Origin of the sequence: Streptomyces sp. NPDC058620, assembly GCF_042717135.1 — a bacterium.
In the GTDB taxonomy this organism is placed as follows: Bacteria; Actinomycetota; Actinomycetes; order Streptomycetales; family Streptomycetaceae; genus Streptomyces.
Genome location: NZ_JBHXQO010000020.1, coordinates 94,732 through 113,883 on the forward strand (window position 1 = coordinate 94,732; position 19,152 = coordinate 113,883).

The 19,152-nt window shown below is 70.2% G+C and carries 17 protein-coding genes; 13 read left to right on the forward strand and 4 right to left on the reverse strand.

Going from position 1 to position 19,152, the window contains the following annotated elements; translation table 11 throughout:
- Nucleotides 1-195 precede the first annotated feature (195 nt).
- The 3 genes from ACFWSK_RS20360 (at nt 196) to ACFWSK_RS20370 (ending at nt 3,352) form a co-directional block, all read left to right on the forward strand.
- Entirely contained in the window at nt 196-2,097 is a 1,902-nt protein-coding gene (locus ACFWSK_RS20360) for a RiPP maturation radical SAM C-methyltransferase (RefSeq protein ID WP_383787938.1), read from the forward strand.
- A gap of 35 nt (nt 2,098-2,132) precedes the next feature.
- Nucleotides 2,133-2,792, forward strand: coding sequence for a DUF5825 family protein (locus ACFWSK_RS20365; protein ID WP_383787940.1), 660 nt, complete (start codon nt 2,133-2,135; stop codon nt 2,790-2,792).
- A 344-nt stretch (nt 2,793-3,136) separates the two neighbouring features.
- Entirely contained in the window at nt 3,137-3,352 is a 216-nt protein-coding gene (locus ACFWSK_RS20370; RefSeq protein ID WP_383787942.1) for a hypothetical protein, read from the forward strand.
- 120 nt (nt 3,353-3,472) lie between these two features.
- Here ACFWSK_RS20370 and rox read toward each other — a convergent pair whose 3' ends face one another.
- The 3 genes from rox to ACFWSK_RS20385 form a co-directional block, all read right to left on the reverse strand.
- Nucleotides 3,473-4,900 (reverse strand): rifampin monooxygenase, encoded by a 1,428-nt coding sequence (rox, locus tag ACFWSK_RS20375; RefSeq protein ID WP_383787945.1) that lies wholly within the window; start codon nt 4,898-4,900, stop codon nt 3,473-3,475.
- 274 nt (nt 4,901-5,174) lie between these two features.
- Nucleotides 5,175-5,894, reverse strand: a complete 720-nt coding sequence (locus ACFWSK_RS20380; protein WP_383787948.1) for an SMI1/KNR4 family protein — start codon at nt 5,892-5,894, stop codon at nt 5,175-5,177.
- A gap of 28 nt (nt 5,895-5,922) precedes the next feature.
- Nucleotides 5,923-6,492, reverse strand: coding sequence for a DinB family protein (locus ACFWSK_RS20385; RefSeq protein WP_383787989.1), 570 nt, complete (start codon nt 6,490-6,492; stop codon nt 5,923-5,925).
- A gap of 180 nt (nt 6,493-6,672) precedes the next feature.
- Here ACFWSK_RS20385 and ACFWSK_RS20390 point away from each other — a divergent pair, with 180 nt between their 5' ends.
- The 10 genes from ACFWSK_RS20390 to ACFWSK_RS20435 all read left to right on the forward strand — a co-directional run bounded on the left by ACFWSK_RS20390 (nt 6,673) and on the right by ACFWSK_RS20435 (nt 18,402).
- The gene (locus tag ACFWSK_RS20390; RefSeq protein ID WP_383787951.1) at nt 6,673-7,539 is read left to right on the forward strand and encodes a GyrI-like domain-containing protein; all 867 of its coding nucleotides are present in this window, start codon (nt 6,673-6,675) and stop codon (nt 7,537-7,539) included.
- A gap of 160 nt (nt 7,540-7,699) precedes the next feature.
- Nucleotides 7,700-8,872 carry a hypothetical protein gene (locus tag ACFWSK_RS20395; protein WP_383787954.1) on the forward strand — a complete coding sequence of 391 codons (1,173 nt, stop codon included), beginning with the start codon at nt 7,700-7,702 and terminating at the stop codon, nt 8,870-8,872.
- A gap of 78 nt (nt 8,873-8,950) precedes the next feature.
- Nucleotides 8,951-10,243, forward strand: coding sequence for a nucleotidyl transferase AbiEii/AbiGii toxin family protein (locus ACFWSK_RS20400; RefSeq protein ID WP_383787955.1), 1,293 nt, complete (start codon nt 8,951-8,953; stop codon nt 10,241-10,243).
- Nucleotides 10,244-10,403: 160 nt separating this feature from the next.
- Complete coding sequence (locus ACFWSK_RS20405; protein WP_383787957.1) at nt 10,404-11,231, forward strand: PP2C family protein-serine/threonine phosphatase; 828 nt, start codon at nt 10,404-10,406, stop codon at nt 11,229-11,231.
- 68 nt (nt 11,232-11,299) lie between these two features.
- A complete protein-coding gene (locus ACFWSK_RS20410; RefSeq protein ID WP_383787960.1) occupies nt 11,300-12,295 on the forward strand; it encodes an MASE1 domain-containing protein in 996 nt (331 codons plus the stop codon).
- A gap of 324 nt (nt 12,296-12,619) precedes the next feature.
- Entirely contained in the window at nt 12,620-12,823 is a 204-nt protein-coding gene (locus ACFWSK_RS20415) for an antitoxin (RefSeq protein ID WP_383787962.1), read from the forward strand.
- 199 nt (nt 12,824-13,022) lie between these two features.
- A complete protein-coding gene (locus tag ACFWSK_RS20420) occupies nt 13,023-14,600 on the forward strand; it encodes a sigma-70 family RNA polymerase sigma factor (RefSeq protein WP_383787965.1) in 1,578 nt (525 codons plus the stop codon).
- Between the two features lie 184 nt (nt 14,601-14,784).
- Nucleotides 14,785-16,677, forward strand: a complete 1,893-nt coding sequence (locus ACFWSK_RS20425) for an FUSC family protein (RefSeq protein WP_383787968.1) — start codon at nt 14,785-14,787, stop codon at nt 16,675-16,677.
- 47 nt (nt 16,678-16,724) lie between these two features.
- The gene (locus tag ACFWSK_RS20430) at nt 16,725-17,102 is read left to right on the forward strand and encodes a VOC family protein (protein ID WP_383787971.1); all 378 of its coding nucleotides are present in this window, start codon (nt 16,725-16,727) and stop codon (nt 17,100-17,102) included.
- A 100-nt stretch (nt 17,103-17,202) separates the two neighbouring features.
- Nucleotides 17,203-18,402: a low temperature requirement protein A gene (locus tag ACFWSK_RS20435; protein ID WP_383787973.1), complete on the forward strand. Its 1,200-nt coding sequence runs from the start codon at nt 17,203-17,205 to the stop codon at nt 18,400-18,402.
- Between the two features lie 34 nt (nt 18,403-18,436).
- On the opposite strand, the gene ACFWSK_RS20440 is transcribed toward ACFWSK_RS20435, so the two are convergent.
- Complete coding sequence (locus tag ACFWSK_RS20440) at nt 18,437-18,778, reverse strand: hypothetical protein (protein ID WP_383787976.1); 342 nt, start codon at nt 18,776-18,778, stop codon at nt 18,437-18,439.
- Nucleotides 18,779-19,152: the final 374 nt, after the last annotated feature.

A 19,152-nucleotide genomic window follows, 5' to 3' on the forward strand; every position in this document is an offset into this window, starting at 1 on the left:
AGGACAAGTAGCACCAGGGGGGCCGGTCTCGCAATCCGTGCGAGGCCGGCCCCGACCGGACCCGACCAGACCCGACCAGACCGGCCCGACCGGACCTCCGACCGTATTGCCTGCATGGCGCCTGGCGACTCCCCCGGCCGGATGCCTGACAGATGACCGACTCCGCGCACTGATCACAATGAGAAGAGGCCAGCCATGCGCGTACTCCTGGTGAACATGCCCTGGGCCCCGATCGATCTCCCTTCGCTGGCTCTCGGAATTCTCAAGCGCAGTGTCGACGAGCGCGTCCCGAACGGAACGGCGGACATTCTCCACGCCAATATCGAGTACGTGGACTGGATCACCAAGAACACGGAATTCACCCTGGAGGACTACTCCTACTACGCGCTCGGATCATATTTCCTCGGCTGCGGCGACTGGGTGTTCTCCTCCGCCCTTTACGACGACCCCCAGTGGCGGGTTCCCGAGTTCACCGAGACGATGAGCAGCCGGGTACGCGGGGCTCGGATGGAAATGACGCAGGCGCTGCACGTGACCGCGCCCGATTTCGTCCAGCACATCGCCGAGCGCATCGTCGAACTCGCTCCGGACGTGGTCGGTTTCACCTCGACGTTCCAGCAGAACACCGCCGCCCTGGCGGCCGCCAAGTACGTCAAGCGCCTCGCCCCGCACATCGCGACGGCCATGGGCGGCGCCAACTGCGACGGCAAGCAGGGCGAGGCCGTCCACCGCAACTTCCCCTTCGTCGACTACGTCCTGCGCGGCGAGGGCGAGGTGTCGTTCCCCGCGATGCTCAACGCACTGGACGCCGGCGAGCCGCTGTCGGAGGTACCCGGGCTGTGCTGGCGCGACGCGGACGGCGCCTCCATGGTCAACTCCATGAGCACCAAACCGCTGCCGCCCGCCTCGATCCTGCCGCCGGACTACTCCGGGTACTTCGAGCGGCTCGCCTCCTCCCACGCGCGGCACTGGGTCGAGCCCAAGCTGGTGGTCGAGGGCGCGCGGGGCTGCTGGTGGGGCGAGAAGCACCACTGCACCTTCTGCGGGCTGAACGGCTCGTTCATGCAGTTCCGCAGCAAGAGCCCCGACGTGTTCTACGACGAGATCATCGAACTGGCCCGCAAGCACCGGGTCCTGGACATGTACGTCGTCGACAACATCCTGGACATGGGGTACGTGAACACGGTGCTGCCGCGCATCATCGACAGCGGGTTCGACCTGCGCATGCACATCGAGATCAAGTCCAACATGCGGCAGGGACAGCTACAGACCCTCGCCGACGCGGGCCTGATCTTCGTCCAGCCAGGCATCGAGAGCCTGAACAGCCGGGTGCTGACGCTGATGGACAAGGGCGTGACCGGCGGCCAGAACGTCCGGATGCTCCGCGACGCCGCCACCGTCGGTCTCTCGGTGGCCTGGAACTACCTGCACGGCTTCCCCGGTGAGGACGCCGAGGACTACGACGACGTGGTGGCCCAACTGGGCGCGCTGGAGCACCTCAACCCGCCCGTGGGCCCGTCGTCGCGAATCGCGATCGAGCGCTTCAGCCCGTACTTCAACAACCCCGGACTCGGCTTCTCCGAACTGCGCCCCGCCGAACCGTACCGGCTCACCTACGACCTCCCCGATGCCGAGATGTTCGACCTGGCGTACGTCTTCGACGTGCCGCCGCGCGGGATCGGCGAGGACGTCGTCGACCGCCTCAACGAAGGCATCTCGCACTGGAAGCGGAACTACTCCGGCAGCCGTCTCACCCACTGCGATCTGGAGGACCGGATCGTCCTGGTCAGCAAACGCCGGGCCTTCGACTGGACGCACCTGGAACTGACCGACCCGTTCGAGCTGGCCCTCTTCCGGCTGCTCGACCAGCCGCACACCGTGAAGGCTGCCGCCCGCAAGCTGCACGAGGTCCACCACACGGGCGAGGACGCCCTGCGGCAGGTACTGACGCGGTGGCGTGCGCTCGGGGTGGTCTTCGAGGACAGCGGGCAGTTCGTACAGATCGCGCCGCCCGCGCTCAACGAAGAGTTCCTGAGGATCGACTTCATGCGGCACACCTCCGCCCGCGCCACCGAACTCGCCGCGACAACCGCCTGACGACCACGCGACGACTGCCCGACGGAGAGACGACGATGACTCCAGCACTCACCGGCACCGCACCCTTCACTGTGACCGCCTCGCGGGACTACGACCCCGAGGTGGGCACGCTGCCCAGCATGTCCCTGGGCCGCTACGAGATCGATATCACCGGCGGGGAGGCCGCCCGGCGGCTCTTCGCCGCCGGGGCCCGGCACGTCACACTCCCCCGCCCGGTCGACGTGACGGACGCCGCCGACGCGGCCTGGTCCGTCCGGGCGCTCAGCTTCGTGGGCGACCTGTCCAGCCTGGCCATCTCGGTCGACTGGCAGCTCCGCACCGGCCCGGACCCCGACGCCTGGCGCCACTACAGTCATCTCCACCCGCCGACCGCCGTCCTCGGCACCGTCGACCCGGACGCGACGGCACTCGCGTGGCGCAACGCGTACTACATCTGCAAATGCATCTTCCGGTACGGCCCCGGCTTCATCCAGGTGCGCGACCGGCGCTACGGCGAGCTGCGCCGCTTCACCATCGACGAACCGGAGTACCACGAGGCCGTCACGACCCTCACCGACGGCGCCCGCGTCGACGCGATCCCGCGGCCGATCCTGGACGACCTCATGGGCGAGACCCTCGTCCTGCGCCTCGGCGACCACCTGTGGTGGGCCCCGTACCGGGTCCGCCGCTGGTCGGAGGCACCGCTGGTGATCTGAAGGGGTCCTGAGTGCATGGCCTCCTGGTGTTCTGGGGGACCAAAAGAGGGCGCCACGGCTGGGGATGTGCCGCTCTCGACGCCGAAGGCGACCCCGCGCTCGACGCGCCCTGGTTGCCCGTCGCTCCTTCGATCGCGCCCGACCTGTTGGCGGAGCACGTGCGACGTCCTCGCCTTGCACGTGTAGCTGATCGTGTCTTCTGGGGCGCCAGGCCGTTAGCGGCGTAGCGGGCGCACTTGGCGTCCGGGTCGGAAGGATGCCCAATGTCTGCGAAGCGTGTTACCCGCCGTCTGGTGGTGCTGTCGGCCACGGCGGCTACCTGTACTGGCTTGAGCGTCCCGGCCTTGGCGAGCGAGAACGTTCTGGCGGTCGGCAATGCCGGATACGGCAACACGATGATCAACAAGCACCATGAGACCACAGCGGTCGGCAGGACAGTCTCCGGCAGCGGTCTCGTCCAGCTGCCGGTGGACCACCCCAACAACCGCGGCGGTGGCGGGAGTCTCCTCTTCTCCGATCGTGGGCTGAAGACACAGATCACCGCGGTGGTCTGGGAGTGATGAGCGGCGGGCGGTTGATGGGGTTCGTGGCCAGGTTCTGACACCTGTGGTCAGGAAGCCACCGTCTCCGGGACGCCTCCGTGGCGGTCCGGAACCCCGCGCCGCGTCACCCCCTGCGGCTCAACTGGCGCCAGCTCCGAACCACTTGGGCAGTCGGCTGAGCAGGTCCTGCTGATCCTCGCCGACCCACGCCACGTGGCCGTCCGGGCGCAGCAGTACCGCAGGCACGTCCAGTTCCTCGCTGACGTCGACGACGTGGTCGACCCGATCCGCCCAGCCCTCCACCGAGAGCCGACCGGTCCGGTCGAGCAGCATCCCGCGCCCGTCGTGCATCAGCGAGTAGAGGCGCCCGCGCTTGAGCTCCACGTCCCGCATCCGCCGGCCGAGCAGCTCATGCCCCTCGCCGAAGTCGTAGCGAACCCCGACCGCGGTGATGATCCCGGTCACGTACCGGTTCACCTCCTCGAAGTCCATCAGTTTCGAGAACAGCTCCCGCAGCGCGGTCGCACCCGGGTCGGTCCCCAGCAGCGTGATCTGCGCGCGGGTGTTGTCCAGCACGTGGGCGCCCACCGGGTGCCGTTCGGCGTGGTAGCTGTCCAGCAGCCCCTCCGGAGCCCAGCCGTTGACCGCGGCGGCCAGCTTCCAGCCGAGGTTGAACGCGTCCTGGACACCCAGGTTGAGCCCCTGCCCGCCAGTCGGCGGGTGGATGTGCGCCGCGTCGCCGGCCAGCAGCACCCGGCCGACCCGGTAGCGCTCGGCCTGTCGGGTCGCGTCGCCGAACCGGGACAGCCAGCGCGGCGAGTGCGCGCCGAAGTCGGTGCCCGCGGTGGCCCTCAGCTGCTTCTTGAACTCCTCGAAGGTCGGCGCGGTCGCACGGTCCTCTGCCACGCCATCGGCGGGCACGACGACGCGAAACACCCCGTCACCGTTGGGGATGACACCGAACCGCAGTTGGGTCGTGCGGACTTCCTCCACGACGGCGGCAATCGTCGCCGGGTCCTCGGTCACCTCCATGTCACCCAGGAGCGTCTCGACCTTGGCGGGCTCGCCGGGGAAGCCGACGCCGATCCCCTTGCGCACCGCGCTGCGGGCGCCGTCACACCCGACGACGTAGCGAGAGCGCAGGCGTGAGCCGTCCGCCAGTTCGACGGTCACCCCGTCCTCGTCCTGGCTCAGCCCGGCCACTTCGCAGCCGCGCCGGATCTCGGCGCCGAGTTCGAGCGCACGCTCATCGAGCAGCCGCTCGGTGACCGGCTGCAGCGTGGCGAGGCCGTAGGGGTGTGCCGTGTCCAGCCGGTCCGGCCACGGCTTGACGATGCCGCCGAAAAGACCGCCGACCTGGTACTTCTCGCTGACTGCGAGGAACCGGTCCAGCAGACCGCGCTGATCCAGCATCTCGACGCTGCGCGTGTGCAGGCCGCGCCCGCGGGACTGATCGGTGCGCTCGGTCAACTTCTCCAGCACGAGCGTGTGCACCCCGTGCAGCCGCAACTCGCCGGCCAGCATCAATCCGGTCGGTCCGCCGCCGACCACGATCACGTCAATCATCAGAACGCCCATTCAACGAGATTGGATATCGACCAGCCGCACCGCGAGTCCCACGGGCGCTCCGACGTGCCGCGCAACCCATACGTCGGCAACAGCACATGTTCTTCGCGAATCTGCCATTTCCGCAGGTTCTGGCCTTGGCGGATCATTCTGCGTCACGACGGGGGCCTTGCCGCAAGCCCCCCAGTGCGCTATACATTGAAGAAGGGCAAGGAGTGGTTACTCTCCTTGCCCTTTGTCGTGCGCTACGGCCGTCGTATTTCCTACCGCTTTCCTACCGCTTTCGTGGCAGGGCGTGCCCTCGGCTCGCAGCGCGGTTACTCCTCGTCGTCCGCGACAGCGTCCCAGGCCGGCAGGGGGGTTCCGGCCGCGCCCGTGATCCGGAGAACCTCGCACCGCATGAGTCCGACGGCGGCGAAGAGGCGCTGCCGAACCCGCTCCCGGTCCTCGGGTGGGAAGTCGGCCCGGATCTGGGGAGGGCAGGACGCGTCGTAGGTGAACAGCCAGTCGGCGCCTCCATGTCCACCAGCGGGGAGGAGCTGACTTGCCCCCGGGCCCAGCCCTTGATGAACTCGGCGGCGCCCATGGGATGAGTCTCGTACCAGCCCTCACTGCTCCACACCACCACGCTCCACTCCTCGGGAGACCCGTCGGTGCGCCAGCACAGACGGTCGGCGTCCATGGTGGTGCCCCAGACCAGCAGCGCCCCCGGTGCGGGGTGCAGTGGATACGGGTAGCGCTCCCGGTCCCGTTCGCTCGATCCCCTCAAGGGTCCGCTCTGCCACGTGATGCCGTTGTGCTCACGTGTACCGAAGGGTGTTCGAAGGTAGAGGAAGTCGCAGAACTCCCCCCAGCCGTACGTGGCGACCAGCCACTTGTAGTCGTTGGGCAGTTGTGTGCCGAGCTCGCTCTCGACGACTGTCCAGTCCCCATGGGCATCGATGGGCGTGGCCGGCGGCGTCACGAGCCGGAGGAGGCCGTCGTAAGCGGTCACGTCACAGCACGTCCCGGCTCGTCCCGCGTCACTGGCCCACCCTGCCGTCGATGCACTCGCGCAACAGGTCGGCCTGCCCGCAGTGACGGGCATACTCCTCGATCCTGTGCACCATCAGTTCCCGGACCGCGATCCGGTCCTTCCCCAGGCGCTCGCCCGGATCCGGGTGCTCGGCCAGCGCGGCGTCGGTGGCGGCCTGCTCACGCTCCAGAGCGGAGTACGCGGCGCCGACCACGGCCGGTTCGGCGACAGCTCCGTCGAAGTCGCCGTCTTTCTCGCCGTACAGCTTCGGCAGCGGATCATCGTCGCTGATCCAGTTACGCCAGTCCCGTTCCACCTCGGCGAGGTGCCGGAGCAGGCCGAGGAGCGACATCGTCGACGGCGGAACCGACCGGCGTGCGAGTTGCTCCGCGTCCAGGCCCTCGCACTTCATCCTCAGGGTCAGTCGGTAGTCCGTCAGAAAGCCCTGGAGCGTGGGAAGCTCGCCGTCCGGACCCACCCCTTCGCTGCTGCGCGGGTCGGCGTCCGGGTCCGCCCACATGTCGGGGTGAACGGTTGCCTGAGTCCATCGTGCGGGTTGCTCACTCATACCTTCCATCGTCGCCCGCGCGGACCCGGGCTCGCCACTGAGTTCCTCGACGCGTGGGTGCGTCCGTACACCGTCTCCCACGCCGTGCCCACCCGACTTGTTCGGGCACAGGATGTCGGGTGCGGCAGAGTACGTGCTGCCTAGCGTGGTGATCGCAGAAGAGGAAGCAGTGGAGGAAGGAGACCCGGGATGCTTGAGCGGCTCAACCAGGCCATGGAGCACATCGAGCACGGTCTCGACCAGTCCGTCGACGTGGCCGGGCTGGCGCGGATCGCGGCCACCTCGGAGTACCACCTGCGCCGGATGTTCTCCGCGCTCGCGGGCATGCCGCTGTCGGAGTACATCCGGCGCCGTCGGCTCACTGTCGCGGGGGCCGAGGTGCTAGCGGGGCGCGAGTCGCTGTTGGAGATCGCGGTGCGTTACGGATACGGCTCGGGTGAGGCGTTCGCCCGGGCCTTCCGGGCCATGCACGGTGTCGGGCCGGGCGAGGCCCGGCGTACGGGCACGGCACTCGTCTCCCAGCCCCGGCTGACCTTCCGCCTCACCGTCGAAGGGAGCAACAGCATGCGCTATCGCGTAGTGGACAGGCCGGACTTCACCGTCGTGGGTCTCAAGGCCAGGGTGCCGTTGGTGCATTCGGGGCCGAACCAGGCGATCATCGACTTCGTTCGCGGGATCGAGCCGAAGGCCCTCGAACGTCTGGAGAAGCTGTCGGACCAGGAGCCGCAGGGCATCGTCGCGGTCTGCGACGACCTGGACCCCAGTCGCGCCGAGGGCACCGAACTCGACTACTACCAGGGGGTGATCACGGCCTCGGCCGCTCCCGAGGGGACATCGGCTCTCCCCGTCCCCGCCGGAACCTGGGCGGTGTTCACCGCCTCCGGGCCGGTGCCCCAGGCCATCCAGGAGCTGTGGCGCGACGTGTTCACGGAGTGGTTCCCGTCCAACCCGTACCGCAGCCGTCCCGGCCCCGAGGTCCTGCGCACCCTCCTGTCGCCCGACAAGACCGAAGCAGACGCCGAGTTGTGGCTTCCGGTGGAACGGGAACGGAGCTGAGCCGAACGCCGGTCGCAGGTGTCGAACCCCCTGGACCCTTGAGTCGGCCGAACAGGCCGGCTGAAGCGCGCGAACGGCATGGTGCGGGGGCCCAGGCTGTGGTTGTCTCAGGGTTCGGTTCGATCAGACAGGGGGGTGCCCTATGGATGAGGCCGGGAGCATGGCCTTAACGGCCGTACGGATTCTGACCGATCTGGCGACCGGAGCGGCTACCGCGGTGGGAGCCGAGGCGGGCGAGGCACTGGCCGACCTCGTACGGGCGCGGCTGCGTACGTCCGACGGCGGCCGCGCCGCCCTCGACGGGGTGAGCGCCGATCCGACGGACCCCTCGGCGGTGCGGGGACTGCAGGAGGCGATCCGGGAGGCGCTGGCGACCGACCCCGGCTTCCGGCACGACATGACAGTGGTGTTCGCCGGTCCGCCTCCGGCGGCCCCGCCGGTGTACACCGTGAGCCCCTCGTACGCCAACAGCATCGTCATCGGCGGCGGAAGCAAGGTGCGGAGCAGCCAGATCTCCCTGGGACCACTGACCGTCAACAACACCCGCAACGCCCGGGGCGCCCTGGCCGCAATCGTCGCCGTGCTGATCGTGCTCCTGGTGCTCGGCGGCTACGGCGCGGTCCAGTTGTTCGCCGACGACGACCCCTCCGGCCGGTCCGGCGGAACGTCCGCGCGAAACCCCGGCGAGACTGCGTCCCCGACGGCGTCCCCCGGCACGCCGGACGCGTCGGCCTCGGGGAAACCCGGCGCTTCGGCGCCCGTGCTCCTCGACGTGAAGCAGGTGCGGCGGATTCTGCCGGACGCGGCGAGCCTGCCGGACGGCTGGAAGCTCGCGAGCGACCCGCCCACCACGGAGCGGTGCCGCGGTAGCCGCATCGGTGGTCTGGAGGAAGGGGAGCGGCACTACATCTGCCGGTCGAGCTCGCAGATCGACGTGCGGTCGGTGTACGAACCGGGGAGCGCCGTGTCGTTCACCGAGGTGCAGATCGAGGTCCTGCCGTACACCGGCATCGAGGAGGCGGCCGAGGCGTACGTCGGGGTGAGGAAGGAACAGGCCGCCTTCGAGGGGACCGTGCAGCCCGCCGATCTGGAGCAGCGGTTCGGGGACGAGTCAGCCGCCGTCACCCTGGACTACACAGGGTTCGACGGTGTCGCCAGGGCGCAGGCGCGCGCGGTGGTCCGCGTGGGGACCGTGGTAGCTGCGGTGAACCTGATCCACGCCGACGGCGGTGCACCCGACATCGGCTGGTTGTCCTTCCTCATCGAGGCGATGGCCGACCGCACCCAGCAGGCGCTCGACGGTGAGGTTCCGACGGCGGATGTCGGGCCGTGAGCCCGCACGCGACCGCTTACCCGATCAACTACACCCAGAGCCGCTTGGCCGGCTTCGGACCACACAGGAGCCTTGACGATGTCTACCGCCGCCTCCCCCGGCAACAACAGCACCTGGGAGAGGTTGTGGAACGGGTCTCCCGCGCTGCCTCACACCCCGCTCGACGACGAGACGCGGCAGTGTGTGGACCTGCCGGGCACCCTGCTGCCCGCCCCGGAGGGTCTGAACCAGCCGGCGGTATTCGAACCGGCGATGAAGCAGTTCTCCCGCGCGTACCGGGCGGGTGAGCCACGCTTCGAGGACCCGGCGACCGGCCGGGCATGGCATCGCGCACGCCGCACCGTGCTGGACGTCGTACTCGCCACGATCGCCGAAGGCCCATGGGCACGGCATCTGGTGCTGCGCGGCAGCGTGCTCATGGCGACCTGGTTCCCGGAGACCGCACGTGACCCCGGCGACCTCGACTTCGTCGTCGTTCCCCAGGAGTGGGCGGTCACCGAGCCCCGAACCGCGGACCTGTTCACGGGCATCGCGCGGGCCGCGGCAGCGGCCGCGCCTCGCCACGACGTCGTGATCGACGCGGGCGGTGCGGTCACCGAGGACATCTGGACGTACGAGCGCGTGCCGGGGCGGCGCATGGTGCTGCCGTGGACCGCGCCGGGCACCGCCGGTGGCACCGTACAGCTCGATGTGGTGTTCAACGAGACGCTGCCGACGCCTGCCGTGCTCACCGAGCTGAGCCCGTTGGGGGCGGGCCCGGGCTCCCGCGTTCTCGCCGCCACCCCCGGGCTGTCCTTGGCCTGGAAACTCCTGTGGCTGGTCAGTGACGCGTATCCGCAGGGCAAGGACCTCTACGACGCGGTCCTGCTGGCCGAGCACGCACCAGCGTCCTACGAACAGATACGAAGCGCCTTCGTCCTCGGAGGGCATGAAGGGCTGCGCCCCGCGGGCCGGTGGTGGCTGGAGCAGCTCGCCGTGGAGGACGGCTGGGCGCACTTCGCCGCGGAGCACCCGTGGGTGGAGGGAACGGCGGAGAGCCACGCGGCACGGCTCGAACGCGTCCTCGCGCCGTTCTTCGACATGGCCGAGCGGGACGGCGAGGACGCCTACGGCCGTTGGGTCCGGTGGCTGAGACCGCTGGTGGATACCCATCGAGCCTCGGACGCCACACATCCCGCCGGACCCCTGACTCATCTGGCGCAGTCCGAGAGGAACGGCCTGACAGCGGCCGTCGTCGTCGTACGGGAAGTCCTGGGGCCACAGGCAGTCAGCGTGGAGGAGGCTCTGGACGTCGTCATGTCCCACGAGGCTTTCAGGATCTGGCACGGCTATGAGTACGCGCGGTCCGGGATCATCGAGGAACTGTCCTGAACGAACGGCGGAGATCTGTCGCGACCGCGTAGGGAGCCGGCCGGTCCCAGTGGGGGTGGGCGCCGCTACGACCCGGGCCGGGCGGGCGCGGCAGCCGCTGGAGTCGCACGAGTGCCCTCGCCGAAATAGGATTCAGGCACTTACGCACAGCGGAGCGGCCATGAACCGGCGTCGGACCCCCCGCTCAGCAAGCGCCGAGGAGTTGCTCACCACGCTTCACCACCTGACGGCGCGTGCCCGGCAGGAGGTGGAACTGCACCGAGCCAGGGTGGAGCTGGCACAGGCACTGCAGCGCGGGATGCTGCCCGCCTCGCTGCCCACTCTCCCCGGGTTGCAGACCGCTGCCCGCTATGCCCCGGCCCATCATGGACTGGACATCGGCGGTGACTGGTACGACGGGTTCGTGCTGCCCGACGGCTCGCTGGGTTTCGCCATCGGTGACGTCCAGGGCCACGACGTCGAGGCTGCCGCCTTCATGGGGCAGATCCGCATCGGCATGCGCGCCATCGCCGGCACCGAACCCGACCCGGGTGAGGTCATGGGCCGCACGAACGACCTGCTCGTGTCCGTGGGGTCGACTCTCTTCGCCACCTGCACGTTCTTCCGTCTCGACCCGGTGACCTGGGAACTTCACAGCGCACGGGCGGGTCATGTGGCGTGCGTATGGGCCACGGCCGACGGGCGCACGGGCATCACCACCGACGTGGGCGGGATACCCCTCGGCATCGCGGCGCACGAGGTGTATCCGGTGACCCGGCACGCTCTCGACGCGGCTGGGGCCTTCGTCCTGCTCACCGACGGAGTGATCGAAGGCCCGTCGTTGCAGATCGAGGAGGGCCTGGACCGCGTACGCGGGATCGTGAGCTCCCATGTCGGGGCCACGGCCGAGGAACTGGCCGACGAGATCCTGCAGGCGGCGGAGCTCACCGGCCACGAGGACGACGCGGCCGTCCTCGTCCTGCGCCACGAGGCCGCGCCCCGCCGGTGAAAGTGACGTAGGGGTCCTCAAAGCGTGTCACGGCCGGACGGAGTCACGGCCGGTGTCTCATGAGAGCCGTGATCCGTAGCAAGGAATCGAGACGCCGGGCGGTGGCCGTCCTCCAGATGCTCGGCGTTGCCGCCGCCTACTACGTGTCCGCGCAGCTCGGCCTCCTCCAGGAGATGGTCGTGCACAGCTCCGTCGTCACTCCGCTCTGGCCACCGACGGGCATCGCGCTGGGAGCGTTGCTCTATCTCGGCACCTGGATCTGGCCGGGCATCGCGCTCGGTGCGCTGCTCACCATCATCGACATCAGTGGCTCCTTCACCCTCTACGGCGCCGGGATCGCCGCGGGCAACACCCTGGCTCCCCTGTGCGCCTTTCTCACGCTGCGCAGGATCGGCTTCCGTGTCGAGCTGGACCGTCTGCGGGACGGTGTCGCGCTGGTATTCCTGGGCGCGCTGCTGGGGATGCTCATCAGCGCGACAGTGGGTTCAGGGGTGCTGATGCTCAGCGACAAGCTGCCACCGGGCCGATTCTGGCTGGTGTGGTCGGCCTGGTGGGTGGGGGACGCGATGGGGGTCCTCGTGGTCACGCCGTTCCTGCTCGTGCTGCCCAGGTTTCGGCTGCCCCGGCCGACGGACCGGTGGGCGGAAGCGGGGTTACTGCTGGTCGTCGCCGTGACGGCGACGGTGGTGGCGACCAGGGGCTCACTGTCCATGATCTACCTGGTGTTCCCGGTCATCATCTGGGCCGCGCTCCGCTTCGAGCTGCCCGGCAGTGCCCCCTGCGCCCTGCTCGTCTCCGTGCTCGCGGTCGTCGCCGGCAGGGACCACCTGGGTCCGTTCGAGGACCACACCGTGCTCGAGGTCATGGTGAACCTCGCCTTCCTCAACGGCTGTGTGGCGCTCACGGCGCTGCTGCTGGCCGCGATCGTCACCGAACACCAGAACATGCGGCGCGATACGGAGCTCGCGTGCGAGGAGCTGGCCGCTCTGGTGGAGCAGCTCGCGCCGCTTCCCCCGATTCCGAGGCCGGGTACCGGACCGGGTCTGCGGGAAGACGACCTCTGACCCGGTTCGCTCAGGCGGGCCCGGCCGCTCCGTAGGGGAGAGGCCGGGCAGGGGCCTGAGCTCGTACGGGAGCGGTGTGCTCAGTACGGGAGCGGCCGGCCCGACGGTGTACGCAGGTCGAGCGGCGGCGGACCCGTGGGCGGTGCAGGACGACGAACGATCTGGATGCGGCCCATGGCCACCACCCCCTCCTGGTTATCCGGTATGTGCCCACGGTGGCGTCCTTCACACTTCCGGCTCGGGTCGGTGTGGCTCCCGGATGCGAACTTCACGGGGTGCGGTGACTCTGGAGGGGTGGGGGTGCCGACTCCAGGAGGATCATCCATGTCCGCGATGGACAAGATCAAGAAGATGCTCAAGGGCCATGAGGACCAGGCCTCGAAGGGCGTCGACAAGGCGGGCGACATGATCGACGACCGTACGCAGGGCAAGTACCGCGACAAGGTCGACACCGCCCAGGACAAGCTCAGGCAGCAACTCGGCACCGACCGTGACCAGGGCACGCCGCCGCCTCCGCCCAGGGCCTGAGGTCCGCTGTCCCGGGGCGGCCGAGGGGCCGCACGGGACTTGCTCCGTCCGTTACCCACGCCGGATCCCGGCGGGCTCGCCGCCCGCCGGGATCCGCGTGCTGTGTGCCCGCAGCGGTTTTCTTGTTATCTTCCCGGCCTCACCGCATCTCCCGAGTGTGGGACGTGACGACACAGGACTCCGAAAGAGTGAGCACAGCATGGGCGAGGCACACGAGACGGCGTTGATCAGGGCGGCGCAGGCCGGTGACGAGCAGGCACAGGACCAGCTCGTCACCGCGTATCTGCCGCTGATGTACAACATCGTCGGCCGCGCGCTCAACGGGCACGCCGACGTCGACGACGTGGTGCAGGAAAGCGTGCTGCGGATGCTCCGCGCGCTGCCTTCGCTGCGCACGCCCGACAGCTTCCGGTCCTGGCTCGTGGCGATCACCATGAACGAGATACGCGGCCACTGGCGTGAGCGCCGGCCGGAGTACATACCGGCCGGTGGTCTCGAGGACGCCCATGACGTCGTCGACCCCGGTGCGGACTTCGTCGGTCTGACCATCATCCGGCTCGGTCTCTCCGGTCAGCGTCGCGAGGTGGCCGAGGCCACCCGGTGGCTGGACGAGGACGACCGCGCGCTGTTGTCGTTGTGGTGGCTGGAGACGGCCGGGCAGCTGTCCAGGTCCGAGGTGGCGCTCGCGCTCGAACTGTCCCCGGAACACACGGCGGTGCGGGTCCAGCGGATGAAGACCCAGTTGGAGACGGCCAGGCTGGTGGTCCGGGCCCTGGCCGCCGAGCCGCGCTGCGCCCTGCTGGATTCGCTGGCCGCCGAGTGGGACGGAGTTCCCTCCACTCTCTGGCGCAAGCGGCTGGCCCGGCACGCTCGCGACTGCACGGTGTGTTCGGGTCACAGGGTGGGGCTCGTCCCGGCCGAAGGGCTGCTCGTAGGACTGGCGCTGGTGCCCCTGGCGGTGTCCGCCGGCGGCGCCGCGCCTGACCTGCTCCTCACCACTGCCACGTCGCACGCCGGAGGGCCGGGACGCGCGGAGCGCAGACGCCGGCAGACCGGGCGGCGTCGGCGCAGCACGGTGCTGGCGGCGCTGGTCGCCGTCGCGGTCCTGGGCACCGGCGGTGGAGCGGTGCACCTGTACGGGGACGACGAAGACCGGGACGAGGAGAGCCAGGACGAGAAGCCCGCGACGGCAGCCGCCCCGGCCGCGCTCCCCACGGCCTCGACGCCCGCTCCCCCGCCGACGTCGGCCTCCCCTTCGCCTTCACCTTCGCCCTCGCCGAGCGCGTCCCGCACGCGAAGTGCCTCGCCCACGCCCAAGGCCACCCCGAGCACGCGGAAGCCTTCTCCGCCGTCCACGCGCCCCGCACCGCCCAAGACCGTGCAGCCGGCCCCGTCCGGCGTGTCCGAGCAGGTCACCGCTCTCGTCAACTCCGAGCGTGCGAAGGAGGGGTGCGGAACCGTACGGAGCAACGACCAGCTCGCGGCGGCTGCCTCGAGCCACTCCGCCGACATGGCGGCCCGAGACTACTTCTCGCACACCTCCCCCGACGGTTCGGACCCGGGCGACCGCATCACCGCGGCCGGGTACCGCTGGAGCACGTACGGAGAGAACATCGCGAAGGGCCAGCGCACCCCGGCCGATGTGATGGATTCCTGGATGAAGAGCCCGGGGCACCGTGCGAACATCCTGAACTGCTCGTTCAAGGAGATCGGCGTGGGTGTGCGGGACACCTCCGCGGGCCCCGTGTGGACCCAGAACTTCGGCACGGCGATGTGACGTCCATACGGTTCGGGGACGGGAAGGCGGACCGAGAAGCGGATTGGGAGGCGCACCGGGAGGCCGACACCTTGCGGAAATCGGGCGGAAGCATTCCCTCCATGTCGCCGTCCTAGGCTGACATCAGCGTCCAGGCCGAAGGCGTCCGCGCGAATTCCGCTTCCCCGCGCACCACAGGAGTCCGGTGTTCCCACCCGCCTTTCTCATCCCGTCCTCCTCCCTTCCTCTGTGGCTCGGCCATGTGCTGCGGACCCAGCGGGGGCCCGTCCGGTGGAGTGCCGTCCTGCGTGGGGCGCTCGCCGCGGTCCCGCTGCTCGCGGTCGTGCTCGCCGGGCACCCGACGGCCGGCGTTCCCGTGGCGCTGGGCGCGATGTTCGCCGGCATCAACGACCGGCCGGGAAGCCGACGGGCTTCGGTCACCCGGCTGGGAGTTCCGGCGCTGGCGGGCGCCGCCGGTCTCCTGCTGGGCACCGCGACGGCGGTGACCGCCGGTGCGGAGCGTTCCCTGTTCCTGCTGCCGCTCGTCCTCGGGGTGCTCGGTCTGGCCGCGGGAGCGATCAGCTCGGTCGGACCGGTCGCTTCCGCCTGCGGTACGCAGGTGATGGTGGCGGCCGTGATCGGCGCCGGCATGCCCTTGCCGGAACCGGGGTGGCTGCGTGCCCTGTTGTTCCTGGCGGGGGCGGGCTGGCTCGCCTCCCTCCGTCTGGTGTTGCCTTCGTCGGGTACGTCGGGCCGCGGTCCGTATCGCTTCGACGGTGAACGGGAGGCGGTGGCAGCCGTCTACACAGCGGTGGCGGATCTGCTCGTCGCGGCCGGCGGACCGCGGGCCCTCGCGCGCCGTGCCGCCCTGACCGCCGCCCTCGACCACGCCCAGGACGCCCTGTCAGGTCCCCGGTTGCGGCGTTACGCGAGTTCCGCGGCCGAGCGGCGCCTGCACGCGCAGTACGCTGCGTCGCTGCCGCTGGCCGAGGCGGCGACCGCGCTGGCTTGGGCGGGCGACGCGCTGCCCAGCCGTATCGCGGAGGGCCCCCGCCGTCTCGCCGCCGCGGTACGCACCGGCGGGCACTCCGGCCCTCTTCCCGCCCCGGCACGGGGTGATGCCGGACTGCGCGCCCTGGACGATGCACTGCTGCGGGCCGCCATGGCCTTCGACTGCCGCACGGGACAGCAGCCACGCACGCGGGCCCGGGGCTCGTACATCCCGATGCTGCGCAGGGCCTTCGGCGCGGCGGGACGCGAGTACGGCATCCGGGTCGCACTGTGCTGCGCCACGAGTACGGCGGTGGCGCAGAGCCTGCACCACGAGCACTGGTACTGGCTGCCCGCCACCACCGTGTTCCTCGTCAAGCCCGATCTCGGGCCGCTCGTCTCCCGGGTGCTGTGCCGGACCGTGGGTACCGTGGCGGGTGCCCTCGTGTTCGCCGTGCTCATGGTGCCGGCGTCCGGGCAGCTCGCGCTGGTCGGGGTGGTCGCCGTCTGTGGCGCGCTGATCCCGGTCGCCACCCGGCACTTCGCGGCGCAGACGGCGGTGGTCACCGTGCTCGTGCTCTCGCTGGTGCTGCTGGCCGGGGAGCCGCAGGCGGCCTGGGACCGGGTGGTGGAGTCGCTGCTCGCGTGCGCGACGGTTCTCCTCGTCGGCCACCTCCCGCTGCCCGGGCAGCGCGGCCACACCGTCCGCGCCGCTCTGGACACGGCGGTGAGCGCGGCACACCGCTACCTCGGGCACGTCCTCGCCTCTCCCGAGGACCACGCCCGGCGGGGGGCGCTCAGGCGGGACGCCTACCGTTCGCTGGCCGCGGCGCGCACGGCCATCGATCTGTCGGCCGCCGAACTCCCGCCGGTCGCCCGGCGTACAGCGGGCTCGGAGGACATCGCGGGTGCGCTGGAACGCCTCATCGACACGACGACGGCCTGCGCGGTGCACCTCCACCACAAGACCGCCGAACTGCCCGCCGCCCATGCCGAGCGGCTCGCAGAGCAGTTGTCGGCGCTCGGCGAAGCGCGCGGCGATGAGCGGATCCGGGAGCAGATCTGGGAGCAGGCCGGGGAACGGCGGAAGGCCGTCTCGGTTCTCTGAGCGGCTCCCCGTTCCGCCCCTGTCCGGCGGCTTCCTAGGATGTCGTCATGATCGCTGAAATTCAATGCGTGGTGCTGGACTGCCCGGACCCCCTGCGTCTCGCGGGGTTCTACGGTGCCCTGCTCGGCGGTGCCGTCAACCGGCCCGACCCCCGCTGGACGGTCGACGAGAACTGGGCGACCGTACACACCGCGACCGGATCGGTGTACGCGTTCCAGCGCGTGGCGGACTACCGCGCCCCGCGGTGGCCGGACCCGGACAGGCCCCAGCAGTTCCACCTGGACTTCGGCGTGCCCGATCTGGACCGGGCCCAGGAGGACGTGCTGGCCCTGGGCGCGAGCGTGCTCGACGGGGGTTCCGAAGGGCGTGGCTGGCGCGTCTTCGCCGACCCGGCGGGGCATCCTTTCTGTCTTGTACGCCACTGAACGGGCGGCTCGCCCCGGCCCGCCCGCCTTCCCGCGGATACCGCCCCCGACCGGTGCGCCATGGTCGTGCATCTCCCAACCCCTGAGGATCGAAGTCTTGATGAGTGACCACATGCCCGGCCCTTCCGGGCATGGCCGCCACACCGCGCCCCTGCTCCGGATGAGGTCCCGGGACCCCGACGAGGCCCATCGCGCGGCAACGCCGCTGGAGTTGTTCTTCGACCTCTGCTTCGTCGTCGCGGTCGCCCAGGCGGGTGTCCGGCTGGTGCACGCCGTGGCCGAGGGCGACCCCGGTCACGGTGTCACCAACTATGTCTTCGTCTTCTTCGCCATCTGGTGGGCCTGGGTCAACTTCACCTGGTTCGCCTCCGCGTACGACTGCGACGACGTGCCGTACCGGCTCGCCACCCTCGTACAGATCTCGGGGGTGCTCGTCCTGGCGGCCGGAGTCCCCCGGGCCTTCGAGCACGCCGATTTCGGCGTCGCCATCGTCGGCTACCTGATCATGCGAGTGGCGCTCACGTTCCAGTGGCTGCGGGCGGCCCGGGGCGAGACCGGCGCGGCCAGGACCACCGCGCTGCGCTACGCGGCAGGGCTGGTGGTCGTCCAGGCCGGCTGGGTGGTGCTGCTGTTCCTGCCCGCCGGGGCCTGGACGTGGGGCTTCGTGCTCATGGCCGCCGCCGAACTGACGGTGCCCGCCCTCGCCGAGCGCCACCAGCGCACCAACTGGCACCCACACCACATCGCCGAGCGCCACGGGCTGTTCACGATCATCATGCTCGGCGAGACGATCGCTGCCGCGACCGTGGCGGTGCAGTCGGCACTCGACGATTCGGCGGCTCTCGACGAACTCATCCCGATCGCGGCCGGCGGACTGGTCATCGTCTTCGCCGCCTACTGGATCTACTTCGCCGTCCCCATCCATGAGCATCTGTCGGCCAGTCGGCGGGCGTTCGTGTGGGGATACGGCCACCTTCTGATCTTCGCCTCGGCAGCGGCGATCGGTGCGGGCATCGAGGTGACGGTGGAGCAGGTGACGCACCATGCGCACATTTCCGCCTTCGCCGCGGCCGCCGCCGTGACGGTGCCCACGGCACTCTTCATGTTCACGGTATGGGCGCTGCACGCCCGCCACTTCAAGGAGGACAGGATGCAGCAGCTCGTGCTTCCCGCCTGTGCGCTCCTCGTGCTCCTCACCACGTTCGCGGGGCACTGGGCAGTGCCGCTGGCCGGTCTTGTCTGCGCCCTCACCGTCGCCGCCGGTGTCTGGTTGTCCGCGGGCCGTTCCGACGCGGGGTGAGGTGCGCGGCGCAGCGGTGCGCCCGGGCGGGTGGTCAGCGGGCCAGTACGGTCAGCGCGGCGCAGGCTCCGCTCACCGCGCCTACGGCCAGTACGACGGCCGCGAGGCAGTGTTTCCTGAGCTGGTGGTAGCGCTCGGAGTATTCACCACGGAGTTCGGAGGCACGCTCGGAGACGCGAATCAGCGTTTCCCTGCACGCGGCCACCCGGTCCGCCGTATAGGCACGCTCGACGTCTTCACGTTGAGCGCGCGTGAGCCAGGGGAGCTGGTCGGTGAAGCGCACGGCCCGCCGGCGGGCGTCCTCCACCTCGGCGTTCCACAGCAGGTAGCCCTCCAGCTGGGCCAGGCCCCTGGCACTGTCCTTGTCGTGCTCCACGGCTTCCCTCTCTTTTCGGGCCGTCCTCGTCCTGGGCGGGCTTCCTCACGTCGTCCACCGGTCGCCCGGGAGCATCGGCTTCTGAGTGTCCCTCGTCGTCACTGCGACACTCCTTCGGTCGACGGCCGCTCGCGGACTCGGCGACCAGGATGGCCCCCCAGCCATCCGTGCTGTGGGACATCCCTCTCAGGACGACGACGGCAGCCGCGAAGGACACTCCTTTGGCCGACGGCCGTACCTCCACGGCCGACGGAGCGGGCCGGGAACGCGCCGGACGCGTGTACCCGGCCGGACCGTTTCCAAGGGGCCATGCGCGAGTGGGGCGGCGGGGCGCGGCGCGACCCCCCCGCCCCCACGCCCCAGGGCTGCCGCGC

Excerpts from the sequence above, each read along its gene's own strand:
- ACFWSK_RS20360 (WP_383787938.1), top strand. The coding sequence starts at position 196 with ATGCGCGTACTCCTGGTGAACATGCCCTGGGCCCCGATCGATCTCCCT.
- ACFWSK_RS20365 (WP_383787940.1), top strand. The coding sequence starts at position 2,133 with ATGACTCCAGCACTCACCGGCACCGCACCCTTCACTGTGACCGCCTCG.
- rox (WP_383787945.1), bottom strand. The coding sequence starts at position 4,900 with ATGATTGACGTGATCGTGGTCGGCGGCGGACCGACCGGATTGATGCTG.
- ACFWSK_RS20385 (WP_383787989.1), bottom strand. The coding sequence starts at position 6,492 with ATGGAAGGTATGAGTGAGCAACCCGCACGATGGACTCAGGCAACCGTT.
- ACFWSK_RS20390 (WP_383787951.1), top strand. The coding sequence starts at position 6,673 with ATGCTTGAGCGGCTCAACCAGGCCATGGAGCACATCGAGCACGGTCTC.
- ACFWSK_RS20395 (WP_383787954.1), top strand. The coding sequence starts at position 7,700 with ATGGCCTTAACGGCCGTACGGATTCTGACCGATCTGGCGACCGGAGCG.
- ACFWSK_RS20400 (WP_383787955.1), top strand. The coding sequence starts at position 8,951 with ATGTCTACCGCCGCCTCCCCCGGCAACAACAGCACCTGGGAGAGGTTG.
- ACFWSK_RS20405 (WP_383787957.1), top strand. The coding sequence starts at position 10,404 with ATGAACCGGCGTCGGACCCCCCGCTCAGCAAGCGCCGAGGAGTTGCTC.
- ACFWSK_RS20415 (WP_383787962.1), top strand. The coding sequence starts at position 12,620 with ATGTCCGCGATGGACAAGATCAAGAAGATGCTCAAGGGCCATGAGGAC.
- ACFWSK_RS20420 (WP_383787965.1), top strand. The coding sequence starts at position 13,023 with ATGGGCGAGGCACACGAGACGGCGTTGATCAGGGCGGCGCAGGCCGGT.
- ACFWSK_RS20430 (WP_383787971.1), top strand. The coding sequence starts at position 16,725 with ATGATCGCTGAAATTCAATGCGTGGTGCTGGACTGCCCGGACCCCCTG.
- ACFWSK_RS20435 (WP_383787973.1), top strand. The coding sequence starts at position 17,203 with ATGAGTGACCACATGCCCGGCCCTTCCGGGCATGGCCGCCACACCGCG.